The sequence below is a fragment of the Streptomyces sp. CC0208 genome, from assembly GCF_003443735.1.
Lineage (GTDB): Bacteria > Actinomycetota > Actinomycetes > Streptomycetales > Streptomycetaceae > Streptomyces > Streptomyces sviceus.
In genome coordinates, this window is the sequence record NZ_CP031969.1 from 5,484,253 (window position 1) to 5,496,991 (window position 12,739).

The 12,739-nt window shown below is 71.2% G+C and carries 15 protein-coding genes and 1 pseudogene; 7 read left to right on the plus strand and 9 right to left on the minus strand.

Annotated elements, in window-relative coordinates; all coding sequences use genetic code 11:
* Window positions 1-48: 48 nt before the first annotated feature.
* Window positions 49-840 (plus strand): S16 family serine protease, encoded by a 792-nt coding sequence (locus D1369_RS25185; RefSeq protein WP_007382383.1) that lies wholly within the window; start codon window positions 49-51, stop codon window positions 838-840.
* A gap of 23 nt (window positions 841-863) precedes the next feature.
* On the opposite strand, the gene D1369_RS25190 is transcribed toward D1369_RS25185, so the two are convergent.
* The 7 genes from D1369_RS25190 to D1369_RS25220 all read right to left on the minus strand — a co-directional run bounded on the left by D1369_RS25190 (window position 864) and on the right by D1369_RS25220 (window position 6,317).
* A complete protein-coding gene (locus D1369_RS25190; RefSeq protein WP_007382382.1) occupies window positions 864-1,046 on the minus strand; it encodes a hypothetical protein in 183 nt (60 codons plus the stop codon).
* An 11-nt stretch (window positions 1,047-1,057) separates the two neighbouring features.
* Window positions 1,058-1,633 carry a helix-turn-helix domain-containing protein gene (locus D1369_RS25195; RefSeq protein WP_037900247.1) on the minus strand — a complete coding sequence of 192 codons (576 nt, stop codon included), beginning with the start codon at window positions 1,631-1,633 and terminating at the stop codon, window positions 1,058-1,060.
* A gap of 73 nt (window positions 1,634-1,706) precedes the next feature.
* Window positions 1,707-2,672: a glycine betaine ABC transporter substrate-binding protein gene (locus D1369_RS25200; RefSeq protein WP_007382380.1), complete on the minus strand. Its 966-nt coding sequence runs from the start codon at window positions 2,670-2,672 to the stop codon at window positions 1,707-1,709.
* 454 nt (window positions 2,673-3,126) lie between these two features.
* Window positions 3,127-3,930 (minus strand): ABC transporter permease, encoded by an 804-nt coding sequence (locus D1369_RS25205; protein WP_007382379.1) that lies wholly within the window; start codon window positions 3,928-3,930, stop codon window positions 3,127-3,129.
* Window positions 3,927-5,171, minus strand: a complete 1,245-nt coding sequence (locus tag D1369_RS25210; protein ID WP_007382378.1) for a betaine/proline/choline family ABC transporter ATP-binding protein — start codon at window positions 5,169-5,171, stop codon at window positions 3,927-3,929. Before D1369_RS25210 ends, D1369_RS25205 begins: the two co-directional genes overlap by 4 nt.
* Window positions 5,164-5,811: an ABC transporter permease gene (locus D1369_RS25215; RefSeq protein WP_007382377.1), complete on the minus strand. Its 648-nt coding sequence runs from the start codon at window positions 5,809-5,811 to the stop codon at window positions 5,164-5,166. Before D1369_RS25215 ends, D1369_RS25210 begins: the two co-directional genes overlap by 8 nt.
* Window positions 5,812-5,834: 23 nt before the next feature.
* Complete coding sequence (locus D1369_RS25220; RefSeq protein ID WP_007382376.1) at window positions 5,835-6,317, minus strand: Lrp/AsnC family transcriptional regulator; 483 nt, start codon at window positions 6,315-6,317, stop codon at window positions 5,835-5,837.
* Between the two features lie 126 nt (window positions 6,318-6,443).
* Between D1369_RS25220 and hppD the strand changes: the two genes are divergently transcribed.
* From hppD to nthA, 5 genes and pseudogenes are all read left to right on the plus strand, one after another.
* On the plus strand, window positions 6,444-7,589 hold the full coding sequence (gene hppD, locus D1369_RS25225) for a 4-hydroxyphenylpyruvate dioxygenase (RefSeq protein WP_007382375.1): 1,146 nt from the start codon (window positions 6,444-6,446) through the stop codon (window positions 7,587-7,589).
* A gap of 246 nt (window positions 7,590-7,835) precedes the next feature.
* A pseudogene (locus tag D1369_RS25230) lies at window positions 7,836-8,006 on the plus strand (SDR family NAD(P)-dependent oxidoreductase); the annotation flags it as partial.
* 72 nt (window positions 8,007-8,078) lie between these two features.
* Complete coding sequence (locus D1369_RS44570; protein WP_037900241.1) at window positions 8,079-8,360, plus strand: SH3-like domain-containing protein; 282 nt, start codon at window positions 8,079-8,081, stop codon at window positions 8,358-8,360.
* Complete coding sequence (locus tag D1369_RS44575; protein ID WP_037900240.1) at window positions 8,353-8,661, plus strand: SH3-like domain-containing protein; 309 nt, start codon at window positions 8,353-8,355, stop codon at window positions 8,659-8,661. The genes D1369_RS44570 and D1369_RS44575 overlap by 8 nt, the downstream gene beginning before the upstream one ends.
* Window positions 8,651-9,235, plus strand: a complete 585-nt coding sequence (gene nthA / locus D1369_RS25245; protein WP_007382373.1) for a nitrile hydratase subunit alpha — start codon at window positions 8,651-8,653, stop codon at window positions 9,233-9,235. The genes D1369_RS44575 and nthA overlap by 11 nt, the downstream gene beginning before the upstream one ends.
* Here nthA and D1369_RS25250 read toward each other — a convergent pair.
* A complete protein-coding gene (locus D1369_RS25250; protein WP_118082619.1) occupies window positions 9,213-10,703 on the minus strand; it encodes a tetratricopeptide repeat protein in 1,491 nt (496 codons plus the stop codon). The genes nthA and D1369_RS25250 overlap by 23 nt on opposite strands.
* A gap of 92 nt (window positions 10,704-10,795) precedes the next feature.
* Between D1369_RS25250 and D1369_RS25255 the strand changes: the two genes are divergently transcribed.
* A complete protein-coding gene (locus D1369_RS25255; RefSeq protein WP_007382370.1) occupies window positions 10,796-12,202 on the plus strand; it encodes an FAD-linked oxidase C-terminal domain-containing protein in 1,407 nt (468 codons plus the stop codon).
* 16 nt (window positions 12,203-12,218) lie between these two features.
* Here D1369_RS25255 and D1369_RS25260 read toward each other — a convergent pair whose 3' ends face one another.
* Window positions 12,219-12,731, minus strand: coding sequence for an SsgA family sporulation/cell division regulator (locus tag D1369_RS25260; RefSeq protein ID WP_007382369.1), 513 nt, complete (start codon window positions 12,729-12,731; stop codon window positions 12,219-12,221).
* Between the last annotated feature and the right edge of the window lie 8 nt (window positions 12,732-12,739).

The following is a 12,739-nucleotide window of genomic DNA, read 5'->3' on the forward strand; positions in this document are numbered from 1 at the left end:
GCCTGACCGGCTCGTGGCCGGAAGTGGCCGCCGCGTTAGATTGATCTCGTGCTCTCTCGTCTCACGCGCCCCCAGGCCGTCGCCGTCTGCGCCCTGCCCGTCGTGGCACTGGTCGCCACGGCCCTCTTCGCGCCGCTGCCGTTCGCACTGGCGCAGCCCGGGATGACGGCGAACGTCCTCGGCAAGAACGAGGGCGCGGCGGTGATCACGATCTCCGGGGCCAGGACCCGTACGACGAGCGGGCAGCTGCGGATGACGACCATCGAGGCGACCGGGCCCGACACACATGTCTCGCTCGGCGACCTCTTCGACAGCTGGTTCCGCACCGACCGGGCCGTCATGCCCCACGACGCGGTCTACCCGAGCGGGCAGAGCGTCAAGGAGATCGAGGAGCACAACACCGCCCAGATGAAGGAGTCCCAGGACGCGGCGACCCAGGCGGCCCTCGGCTACCTCAGGCTCAGCGACGACAAGGTCAAGGTCACGCTGAAGCTCGCGGACGTCGGGGGGCCGAGCGCGGGGCTGCTGTTCACCCTGGGGATCATCGACAAGCTCGACGGTGACGGCGCCGGGGGCGACCTCACGGGCGGCCGCGTCATCGCGGGGACGGGCACGATCGACGCGCACGGGACGGTCGGCGCGGTGGGCGGTGTGGCACTGAAGACGCAGGCCGCGAAGCGGGACGGGGCGACGGTGTTCCTGGTCCCGAAGGACGAGTGCGCCGACGCGAGGGCGGAGCTGCCGAAGGGGCTGCGGCTGATCCCGGTGACGTCCCTGAAGGGGGCGGTCGGCGCGCTGACCGCGTTGGAGTCGGGCAGGGGGTCCGTCCCCGCCTGTTAGTGCTGCTGGTGCTGCTGGTGTTGCTAGTGCGCGAAGGCGGGCCTCGGGGAGGCCAGCCGGAGGCCGACCTCCACGAGGGTCCAGCCGAGCCGGGTCCTGATGGCGTACGGCCGCCTGGCCTGCGCGGCCAGGCGGTGGGCGGCGGCCTCGGCGCGGAGGTCGGTGGCGCGGGTGTGGTGCAGGGCGAGGTGGGTCTCGGGGTGCATGGCGGGGCCTCTCAGTCCGTCTCGATGGGGAACAGGTGCGTGTGGATGCGTACTTGCTCCGCGTCGGGGTCGTCGTCGGTGACCCGGCCGCGGTAGTCGCTGATCAGGGCGTGCATCTTGTCGACGAGCTCGGCGCCCAGTTCGGGTGTGAGCTGGAGCGTCGCGTCGCTCATGTCGGCGGAGCGGATCCAGTCCTTGGACCAGCGCTCGCGGGTGTGGAGCCAGTTGGACAACTCGCGAGCGTGGGTGGCGGCCACCTCGTGCAGGAAGATCTCGGCCATCCCGCGCAGTTCCGGTCCCGCCCCGTCCAACTCGGTGGCGTCGAAGGTCAGGCCGTCGGCCGCGGCCTTCCACCAGCGCTCGCGCCCCTTACCGTGCTCCGGGGCATCCGCGATGAAGCCGTATTCGGCGAGCTGTCGCAGGTGGTAGCTGGTGGCGCCGCTGGACTCGCCCAGCCGCTCGGCGAGCATCGAGGCGGTGGCGGGGCCGCGTCGGCGCAGGGCGTTGAGCAGTTCCATCCGCAGGGGATGGGCCAGCCCGCGCAGTGAACGGGCGTCGAGTTTCCGTATGTTGGGCTCTTCCGGCATGAGTACAAAGGTATCTCTGCAAAGGCTTCTTTGCAACGGGTTCTTTGTAACTCGGCCCGGCGAGGGCCGGCTCCTACTTCACGAACCCCTCGGCCTTCATCCAGTCCAGCGCCACCTCGTGCGGATCCTCCCCGGCCACGTCCACCTTGGCGTTGAGCTCCCGCGCCACCGTGTTGTCCAGCCTCTTCGTGACCGGGTCCAGTACCTCCGCGATGGCCGGCCACTTCTTCAGGGACTTGGAGTTGATCTCGGGCGCCGCGTTGTAGTTGGGGAAGAACTTCCGGTCGTCCCGCATCACCGCGAGGTTCATGGACTTGATGCGGCCGTCGGTCGTGAAGACCTCCCCGTAGCGGCAACTGCCCTTCGCGACCTGGGTGTAGATGATCCCGGTGTCCATCTGGGTGAGGTTCTTCGCCGGGATGCTCATCCCGTACGCCTTCTCCATGCCCGGCAGTCCGTCGGCGCGGTTGGCGAACTCGCTCTCCACGCACAGCGTCACCGCGCCGGGGTCCTTCTTGGCCAGCGCGGCCACGTCGGAGAGCGTCCTCGTGCGGTACTTCCGGAAGGCGGCCTGGTTCATGGCGAGGGCGTAGGTGTTGTTCAGGGGCGCCTTCGGCAGCCACGTCAGCCCGTTGTCCAGGTCGGCCTTCCGCACCGCCGCCCACTGTTCCTGCGGGTCGGCGATCGGCTCGCTGTGGCCCTGGTACGTGATCCACGCCGTGCCCGTGTACTCGTACATCCCGTCCGCGTCCCCGGACTTGACCGCTTCCCGGGCCCCGACCGATCCCTGGATCCCCGTGCGGTCGAGCACGTCCGCCCCGGCCGCCTGGAACGCGATCCCCATGATCGCGCCGAGGATCAGCTGCTCGGTGAACTCCTTCGACGTGACCGTCAGATCCGCACCCTTGAGCGGCTCACCCCGACCGATCGACCCCGGCTTCACGTCGTCGACCATCGGGGAGCCACTGGTCAGCCCACAGCCGGCCAGCACGGCCAGCACGGCCAGCACCGCGGCGAGTGTCAGACGGGTGCGTCTCACGTGGTCGCCTCCCAGGGCCGTGGTGTGTGGGGTCGGTGGGTTGGTCGGGGTGGGGTGGGGCTTCGGGGGGCGGCGGTAGGGGAGCCGCTGGTCGGTCCGCAGCCGGACAGCACGGCCGGCGCCCCGGCGAGTGTCAGACGGGTTCGTCTCACGTGGTCGCCTTCAGGAGCCGTGGTCCGTGGGGCCGGTGGGTTGGTCGGCATGGGCCGGGACTTGAGGTCGTCGGCCGTGCGGGGGCGCAGCCCGCAGGAGGTGGGTGGGGCCGGTGTCCTGGTCGGCGCCAGACGCCTCCGCCTTACGTCCCCGTCTCCAACCCTCCTGGCCCGGCCGGCCGGTCGGTCAGCAGGGTGGGTCGCTGTGAGTGTGGAGCTCAGGGTCAGGGCGTCGAGGGCGCGGCCTCGTTCGACGTAGGTTGCCGGGTCTGCGGTATCGGCGTTGATCGGGCGCTGGCGGCTCATGTCTCCGCCTCCAACCCCCGTGGCCTGAGCAGCAGTTCCGCCAGTGAGGCCAGCCAGTCGACCAGTAGGGCGAGGGTCACTGTGAGGATCGAGCCCAGGATCAGGACCGGCATCCGCTGGTTGGTGATGCCGGTCGTGATCAGGACGCCGAGGCCGCCGCCACCGCCGAAGGTCGCCAGGGTCGCCGTGCCGACGTTGAGGACCAGGGCCGTACGGACGCCCGCGAGGATCAGGGGGACGGCCAGCGGGAGTTCGACGCGGGTCAGTGCGCCCAGGGGGGACATGCCGATGCCGCGTGCCGCCTCCAGCAGGGTCGGGTCGTTCGCCTTCAGGCCCGCGATGGTGTTGGACAGGACGGGCAGGACGGCGTAGGCGACGATGCCGATCAGGGCCGCCTTCGTGCCCGTGCCGAGCCAGATCACCAGCAGGGCCAGCAGGCCGATCGCCGGGGTCGCCTGGCCCATGTTGGCGACCGCCATCGCCACCGGGCTCACCTTCCGGAAGGCGTCGCGGGTCAGCGCGATCCCCAGCGGGATCGCGATGATCAGCACGAAGAACGTCGAGATCACCGTCAGTTGCACGTGCTGCCACAGGGCCTTGGACACCTGCCCGTTCGACAGCGCGTTCTCGGTGAGCGGGTCCAGGTCGGCCTGCGCGAACCACAGCCAGGTCGCGAGCAGCACGGCGAGCAGGAACACGGGCAGGAAGGTCAGCTTCCGCCAGGTCACGCGTCTTCTGGGCGCGACCGGCGGGGGAGGAGCGGCCGTCTCCTCCAGCTCGGGGGCCTCGGCAGCCGTCACGCCTTCCGCCCCCCTCCGTCGGCGCCCTCCTGCTCGGCGTGCGTCCGGTCGGCCCTGATCTCCTCCAGTTGGTGCTGGTGCTCCATGGCCTCGAGCCGGTCGGCCTCCAGGAGCTCGTGCACGGAGTTCATGAGCGTCTCCATGTCGACGACCCCCGTGTACTCCCCGCGCCCCCCGGTCACCGCGACCCGCCCCGCGCTGTCGGTCAGCACCGCCTCCAGCGCGTCCCGCAGGGTCGCGTCCCTGGTCACCGTGTCGCTCACCAGCGTCCCGGCCCGCGCCAGCGACCCCTTGGCGCGCATCATGTCGCCGCGCCTGAGCCACTTGTAGGGCCGCCCGCGCCGGTCGAGCAGCAGGACCTCGTTCGTCCCGCTGGCCCGGAGCTTGGTGAAGATCTCCTGGAGGGGGTCGTCGACCGTCACCGTCGGATAGTCGGTGATCTCCACATCCCGTACCCGGGTGAGGTTCAGCCGCTTCAGCGCCGCCCCGGCGCCGACGAACCCGGACACGAAGTCGTCGGCCGGGTTGGTCAGGATCGCCTCCGGGGTGTCGAACTGGGCGATGTGGGAGCGTTCGCGCAGCACGGCGATCCGGTCGCCCAGCTTGATCGCCTCGTCGAAGTCATGGGTCACGAAGACGATCGTCTTGTGCAGCTCGCGCTGGAGCCGGATCAGCTCGTCCTGGAGATGGTCACGGGTGATCGGGTCGACCGCGCCGAACGGCTCGTCCATCAGCAGGACGGGCGGATCGGCCGCGAGTGCCCTCGCCACCCCCACCCGCTGCTGCTGGCCGCCGGAGAGCTGACGCGGATAGCGGCCGTGGAACTCGCCGGGGTCGAGCCCGACGAGGTCGAGCAGTTCCTCCACACGGTCGCCGATCCGGCCCTTGCCCCAGCCGATCATCCTCGGCACGAGCGCGATGTTCTGCGCGACCGTCATGTGCGGGAAGAGCCCGGCCGACTGGATGGCGTAGCCCACCTTGCGGCGCAGCTTGACCGGATCGATGTCGGTCACGTCCTCACCGTTGATCCGGATGCGGCCACCGGTCGGCTCGATCAACCTGTTGATCATCTTGAGCGTGGTCGACTTACCGCATCCGGACGGACCCACGAAGATGACGGTCTCGCCCGCCTTGATCTCCATGCTGACGCTGTCCACGGCGGGCTCCGGAGCGCCGGGGTACCTCTTGGTCAGGTGCTCCAGCTCGATGGACGCACCTGAGGCGCCGGACGTCTCAGCCACGGATCCCCCTCGGAATGGTCAGCCGTCCGATCAGGACGTACGCGGCGTCGAACAGCAGGGCGAGGACGATGATCCCGAGCGTGCCGGCGAGCACCTGGTTGAGCGCGTTCTTGCTGCCCAGGGAGGCGATGCCGCGGAAGATCTCGTTGCCGAGGCCCGGCCCGGAGGCGTAGGCGGCGATCGCGGCGATGCCCATCAGCATCTGGGTCGAGACCCGGATCCCGGTCAGGATCGGCGGCCAGGCGAGCGGCAGCTCGACCCGCACCAGGCGCATGACCCGGGACATCCCGATGCCCGTGGCCGCGTCCACCAGGGCCGGGTCGACCCCGCGCAGGCCCACGATCGCGTTCCGCACGATCGGCAGCAGCCCGTACAGGGTCAGGGCGATCACCGTGGGCGGGACGCCGAGCCCCACGACCGGGATGAGCAGACCGATCATGGCGAGCGAGGGAACGGTCAGGATCGTCGAGGTGGCCGTCGTGGCGAGGTCGCCCGCCCACTCGCTGTGGTAGGTCACGACCCCGATCAGCACCCCGATCAGCGTCGCCACGACCATGCACTGGAAGACGACGCTCGCGTGCTGGTAGGCGTCCGCGAGCAGCTGCTGGTGGCGGTTGCCGAGGTACTCCCAGAAGGTCACACCCGCTCACCCCAGTGGCTAGGTCACTCCCGAAGGGCCGCATCCCCCGCCGCCTGCTCCACCAGCGGGATGATCCGCAGCGGAACGGGGTTCTCCATGACGATCGCGGTGGCGGCCCGGACGATCCCATCGAAACCGACGACCCGGTCGATCACACGTTGGAGATCGGCGTTGGAGCGGGCCACAAGGCGGCACAGCATGTCCCCGCTGCCGGTGGTGGTGTGCAGCTCAAGGACCTCCGGCACGGTCGCCAAGTGCGCCCGGACATCGGCCCCTTGCCCCTGCCGGATCTGGAGCGTGGCGAACGCGGTCACCGGATAGCCGAGCGCCGCCGGATCGACCTGCGGACCGAATCCCCGGATGACTCCGTTCGACTGAAGCCGGTCAAGCCGTGCCTGCACGGTCCCCCGGGCCACCCCCAGCCGCCGGGACATCTCAAGGACACCGATCCGCGGCTCGCGCGCGAGGAGCACGATGATCCGCCCGTCCAGTGCGTCGATCCCCACAGCGGCCTCCCGGAGAGATGGTCATCCTGTACAGAAAGGCCGCCGATACGGCCGTATCGCTGAACATGTTGTCCAGTGGATACGGGAACTATTGCGCACCTTGCAGAGCGGGGCCAGGCTTCGCCCATGACGCAGACCACACACCACACTCCCGACACCGCCCGGCAGGCCGATCCCTTCCCGGTCAAGGGAATGGACGCGGTCGTCTTCGCCGTCGGCAACGCCAAGCAGGCGGCGCACTACTACTCGACCGCCTTCGGTATGCGGCTCGTGGCCTACTCCGGACCGGAGAACGGCAGCCGCGAGACCGCGAGCTACGTGCTGGAGAACGGCTCCGCCCGGTTCGTGTTCACCTCGGTCATCAAGCCCGCCACCCCCTGGGGCCACTTCCTCGCCCAGCACGTGGCCGAGCACGGCGACGGCGTGATCGACCTCGCCATCGAGGTCCCGGACGCCCGCCGCGCCTACGACTACGCCCTCGAACACGGCGCCCGCTCGGTGGCCGAGCCGTACGAGCTGAAGGACGAGCACGGCACGGTCGTCCTCGCCGCGATCGCCACCTACGGCGAGACCCGCCACACCCTGGTCGAGCGCACCGGCTACGACGGCCCGTACCTGCCCGGCTTCGCCGCCGCCGCCCCGATCGTCGAGCCGCCCGCCCACCGCACCTTCCAGGCGATCGACCACTGCGTCGGCAACGTCGAGCTCGGCCGGATGAACGAGTGGGTCGGCTTCTACAACAAGGTCATGGGCTTCACGAACATGAAGGAGTTCGTGGGCGACGACATCGCCACCGAGTACAGCGCGCTGATGTCGAAGGTCGTGGCCGACGGCACGCTCAAGGTGAAGTTCCCGATCAACGAGCCCGCCATCGCCAAGAAGAAGTCCCAGATCGACGAGTACCTGGAGTTCTACGGCGGCGCGGGCGTCCAGCACATCGCGCTGAACACCAACGACATCGTGCAGACCGTGCGGACCATGCGCGCGGCCGGAGTCCAGTTCCTCGACACCCCCGACTCCTACTACGACACCCTCGGGGAGTGGGTCGGCGACACCCGGGTGCCGGTCGACACGCTGCGGGAGCTGAAGATCCTCGCCGACCGCGACGAGGACGGCTATCTGCTGCAGATCTTCACCAAGCCGGTCCAGGACAAGCCGACCGTGTTCTTCGAACTCATCGAGCGGCACGGCTCGATGGGCTTCGGCAAGGGCAACTTCAAGGCGCTGTTCGAGGCCATCGAAAGGGAGCAGGAGAAGCGGGGCAACCTCTAGGCCGTCTCCTCCGACTCGCCGCGGCCGGCGGCGAGTCGGGCGACCTGCTGCCGGGCCACGCGCGGCCACGTGCGGATCCGGACCGAGGCCGCCGCGAGGAACGGCAACGGCCGGGCGCCACCCGCTTCCGCCTCTTCGACGGCGCCACGATCCGCCGCCGCCTCGACAACAAGCCCCGCCACCGGATCCGGGACCTCGACGCCTTCGTGGGCCGCGCGTCGTAGGGGAAGCGGATCCGCGGGACGAGACGCGTGCCGGGAGCTGGTCCGGGAGGCCGCCGCGTGGGGTGGTGGGCTGACCGCCCCGGTCAACAACGCCGGCGTGCAGCCCACCCAGCCCCTGCCCGGGATGACGGCCGCGCGGTGGCGGGCCGTCGTGGACACCAACCTCGGCAGTGTCTTCGCGTGCACCCAGGCTCCGTGCCCCCTTTGATCCGCCCGGCAGGGCGGCAGCGTGTCCCGGTCCGCACAAGCCTCGTAGGCTGGCCCCATGGCCAGGATCAACGACGTGGGCGGCACGCAGGGATTCGGCGCGATCGACACCACCGACGACACCGAGCCCTTCCGTGCGGACTGGGAGGCACGGGTCGTCGGCCTCTTCAACACCCTGCGCGCGCAAGGGGTCTTCAACACGAACGAGTTCCGGGACGCGATCGAGTCGATGCCGCCGGGGGAGTACCTGGCGGCGTCGTACTACGAGCGCTGGTTCACCGCGATCTGCGCCCTGCTCGAACGCAAGGGCGTGATCGAGCCGGGTGAGCTCGATGACTGACGCGGCCCCCGACCGTTTCCCGCCCGGCACCCGGGTCCGCACCTACCGCCACGACCCGCCGCACCACACCCGCCTGCCGCGGTACGCGCGCGGCAAGCGGGGCGTGGTCGTCGAGCCGGAGGGCCCCGGCGAACTGGCCGACCTCAGCGCGCAGGGCCGCGGGGACGCGCCCGTCGAGCAGATCTACGCGGTCCGCTTCGAGGCCCGCGACCTGTGGGGCGAGGGCGACCACCACGTCGTACTGGACCTGTGGGAGAGCTACTTGGAAGCGGACGAAAGGAGCGGGTCCGATGAGCGGTGACCACCACACCGACGCGACGATCGCCCGGCGGGTACGGCGCCTGGAGACCCTCCTGGAGGAGAAGGGGCTGATCACCGGCGAGCGGCTGGACGAGGCGATCGACGCGTTCCTCGCGGAGTCCTCACCGGCGAACGGCGCCCGGGTCGTGGCCCGCGCCTGGACCGACGACGCCTACCGGGCCCGGCTGCTCGCGGACGGCACCGCCGCCGTGCAGGAACTCGGGTACATGGACGGCTCGTACCAGCGCCTGCGGGTCGTGGAGAACACCGAGTCCCACCACAACGTCATCGTCTGCACCCTGTGCTCCTGCTACCCGCTGCGCCTCCTCGGCCCGTCCCCCAGCTGGTACAAGTCCGAGGCCTACCGCTCCCGTGTGGTCCGCGAACCACGGGAGGTACTGCGGGAGTTCGGTCTCTCGCTTCCCGGATCCGTGGACATCACGGTGTGGGACTCCAGCGCGGAAACCCGCTACCTGGTGCTGCCGCGCAGGCCGGACGGCACGGAAGGGCTCGGCGAGGAGGAGCTGGCCGCGCTGGTGACGAGGAACGCCCTCATCGGTACGGCCGCGGTGTGACCGCCTTCGCATCCGCCGCCGCCCCGTCCGCCGCCGCCCCGTCCGCCGCCGTTCCGCCCTCGTCCGCCCCGCCCTCCTCCGGCAGCCCCTCGTCCGGCACGTCCCCCAACGCCGCCAACGCCTCCCGCGCCGCCCGCACCCCCGAGGGCGAGAAGTAGGGGTTGATCTGCAGGGCCTCCCGCAGATGCCGGCGCGCGGGGGCGTACCGCTGCGACGCCCGCTCGATCATGCCCAGGTGATACGCGTACGGCGCGCTGCGCACCCCGCCCCCGTGCACCTTGTCCGTCGCGATCCGGGCGTACCGCAGGGCCTCCCGGTCCTGGCCGGCCCGGTGCAGTGCCCACCCCAGCGCGTCGGCCACCGCGATCCCCGGCTGCCGCAGCCACTCGGCCCGCAGGCGCCGCACCGCGGACGCCGGATCGCCGTGGTCCGCCTCGAACTGCCCGAGCACCAGCTCCTCGTCCGCCCCGCCCGCCGCGGCGCGTTCCACCGCCGCCCGCAGCAGGTCGTACTGCACCCGGGCGGCCTGTCCCAGCCCCAGCGACTCGTACAACTCGCCCAGTTCCAGGGCGTACTGCGGCAGCGGCTGCTTCGCGAGGGCCGCCCGGTAGGCGTTCAGGGCCTCCGTCGTGCGGCCGAGCGCCGCGAGGGCCCGGCCCTGACCGGCCTGGGCCGCCCGCTGGTCGGGGTCGATCCGGACCGCCTCCTGGAAGTGGCGCAGCGCGTCCTCGCGGTCACCGCGCTCCCAGGCGAGCTGCCCGGCCCGCTCCAGATACGCGGCCCGCTCGGCCGGGGCCCGCGCGCCCGCCGCCGCGTCGGCCAGCTGGGCCGCCGCGTCCTCCCGCCAGCCCCGGTCCCGGTACACGGCCGCCGCCCGGGCCATCACCGCCGGCCCCGACCGCAGCTCCGTCAGCCGCTCCAGAGCCCCACGGGCCGCCTTGTAGTCACCGAGCCCCGTGTACGCGTCGATCAGCGCCGGATACGTCGTCCACCGCCTCGGCTCCAGCTGCCGCGCCTCCTCGCCCCAGGTCCGCGCGGTCCGGAAGTCCCGGCGCGTGTTCGCGAGGACGGCCAGACCCTCGAGGGCCTCGGCACTCCTGCGCACCTTCAAGGACGTCCGCAAACTGTCCTCGGCCTTCGCGTAGAACGTCGTGTCGGCGGTCCGCCGCCCCTGTTCGACGTACGCCGTCCCGAGCACCGCCCACGACTGGGCGTCCTCGGGATGCCGACGCAGCCGGCTCTCCCGCTCGCCGATCAGGGCCGCCAGGTCGGGCAGCGCGGCCGACACGCCGGCGGCGACCGCCGTCAACGCCTGGGCGCCCGGGGCCGGGCCGGGCGCACGGGTCGCCGTCCGCTCCGCGGGCAGCAGCATCAGCACCGTACCGAGCACCGCGCAGCCCGCGACCGCGGCCAGCACCACACGCCCGTGCAGCCGGGCCCGGCGGCTCTCCGTGGCTTGCTTCTCCATGGCGCTCACTGTGCGTCAATACGACGACCACACCCCGGCGCTCGGCAGTCGGCGCTGGTGGGGTTCACACCGATGGCCCCCGGTGCGACGCTGTGATCATGAGCCGTATCGAAGCCCCCCGCGACGAGGTCACCGGCAACCTCGTCGACCGTCTGCTGAGCGGTCTGCCCGCCGAGGCCGTCCTCGCCGACCCGGACGTCACGGTCTCCTACGCCAACGACATGGCGAGCTTCTGCCCGGCCGGCACCCCCGCCGTGGTCGTCCTGCCGCGCACGGTCGAACAGGTCCAGCACGTCATGCGCATCGCCACCGAACTGCGGGTCCCGGTCGTCCCCCAGGGCGCCCGCACGGGCCTGTCGGGCGCGGCCAACGCCTCCGACGGCTGCATCGTGCTGTCCCTGACGAAGATGGACCGGATCCTGGAGATCAGCCCCGTCGACCGCATCGCCGTCGTCGAACCCGGCGTCGTCAACGCCACCCTCTCCCGCGCGGTGAACGAACTCGGCCTCTACTACCCGCCGGACCCCTCCAGCTGGGAGATGTGCACGATCGGCGGCAACATCGGCACCGCGTCCGGCGGACTGTGCTGTGTGAAGTACGGGGTCACGGCGGAGTACGTCCTCGGACTGGACGTGGTCCTCGCCGACGGGCGGCTGATGTCCACCGGCCGCCGTACCGCCAAGGGGGTCGCGGGGTACGACTTGACCCGCCTGTTCGTCGGTTCCGAAGGCTCGCTCGGGATCGTCGTACGGGCGACCCTGGCCCTCAGACCGAAGCCGCCCGCGCAGCTGGTGCTGGCCGCCGAGTTCTCCTCCGGGGCCGCCGCCTGCGACGCCGTGTGCCGGATCATGGAGGGCGGGCACGTGCCGTCCCTCCTCGAACTGATGGACCGTACGACCGTCAAGGCCGTCAACGACCTGGCGCACATGGGACTCCCGGAGACCACCGAGGCCCTGCTCCTCGCGGCCTTCGACACCACGGACCCGGCCGCCGACCTCACCGCCGTCGGCGCGCTGTGCGAGGCGGCCGGTGCCACCCAGGTCGTCCCGGCCGAGGACGCGGCCGAGTCGGAACTGCTGCTCCAGGCCCGCAGGCTCTCCCTCACCGCCCTCGAAGCCGTCAAGGGCACCACGATGATCGACGACGTGTGCGTGCCCCGCTCCCGGCTCGGCGAGCTGCTCGAAGGGACCGAGCGGATCGCCGAGAAGCACCGGCTCACCATCGGTGTCGTCGCCCACGCGGGTGACGGCAACACCCACCCCACGGTCTGCTTCGACGCCACCGACCCCGACGAGGCCGGCCGGGCCCGCGAGTCCTTCGACGAGATCATGGCGCTCGGCCTGGAGCTCGGCGGCACGATCACCGGGGAGCACGGGGTGGGCGTACTGAAGAAGGAGTGGCTGGCGCGCGAGATCGGCCCGGTGGGCGTGGAGATGCAGCGCGCGGTGAAGGGGGTCTTCGACCCGCTGGGGATCCTGAACCCGGGCAAGCTGTTCTGAGGCCTCGCGGTACGGCTCACTCCCCGTCCTTGGACTCGTCGCTCGGCCAGGGGTCGCACAGCCACAGGTCGTCGGCCGATGGGGGTCCCCCCGCTTGAGCGGAGCCGAAAGTGGGGGAGGGCGCCAGCAGCTCGGCGAGACCGTCGTCGATACCGAGCTGCTCCGCCTCGGTGCCCGGGGGGACCGCCCGCAGCGTGCGCTCCAGCCAGGCCGAGACCTGCGCGGCCGGGGCCTCCAGGAGGGCGTCGCCGTCGGGGGAGCTCAGCGCCATCAGCACGACACCGTGGCCCGCGACCTTCGTCGGCCACACCCGTACGTCCCCGTGCCCGCACGGGCGGAAAACCCCCTCCACGAGCAGTTCGCGGGCGAAGGTCCAGTGGACGGGGTGGTCCGAGCCGATGTGGAAGGTGACGTGGACGGCGAAGGGGTCGTCGCTGCGGTAGCCCAGCCGGGCCGGGACCGGGATGCTGCGCTCGGGCGACAGGATGAGTTGGAGCTCCAGTTCGCGCTCTACCACCGTGTGGTGCATGTCGTTCG

What these genes read in the sequence shown, in the direction of transcription:
- D1369_RS25190 (WP_007382382.1), bottom strand. Translation starts at nt 1,046, where the DNA reads ATGCACCCCGAGACCCACCTCGCCCTGCACCACACCCGCGCCACCGAC.
- D1369_RS25195 (WP_037900247.1), bottom strand. Translation starts at nt 1,633, where the DNA reads ATGCCGGAAGAGCCCAACATACGGAAACTCGACGCCCGTTCACTGCGC.
- hppD (WP_007382375.1), top strand. Translation starts at nt 6,444, where the DNA reads ATGACGCAGACCACACACCACACTCCCGACACCGCCCGGCAGGCCGAT.
- D1369_RS44570 (WP_037900241.1), top strand. Translation starts at nt 8,079, where the DNA reads ATGGCCAGGATCAACGACGTGGGCGGCACGCAGGGATTCGGCGCGATC.
- D1369_RS44575 (WP_037900240.1), top strand. Translation starts at nt 8,353, where the DNA reads ATGACTGACGCGGCCCCCGACCGTTTCCCGCCCGGCACCCGGGTCCGC.
- nthA (WP_007382373.1), top strand. Translation starts at nt 8,651, where the DNA reads ATGAGCGGTGACCACCACACCGACGCGACGATCGCCCGGCGGGTACGG.
- D1369_RS25250 (WP_118082619.1), bottom strand. Translation starts at nt 10,703, where the DNA reads ATGGAGAAGCAAGCCACGGAGAGCCGCCGGGCCCGGCTGCACGGGCGT.
- D1369_RS25260 (WP_007382369.1), bottom strand. Translation starts at nt 12,731, where the DNA reads ATGCACCACACGGTGGTAGAGCGCGAACTGGAGCTCCAACTCATCCTG.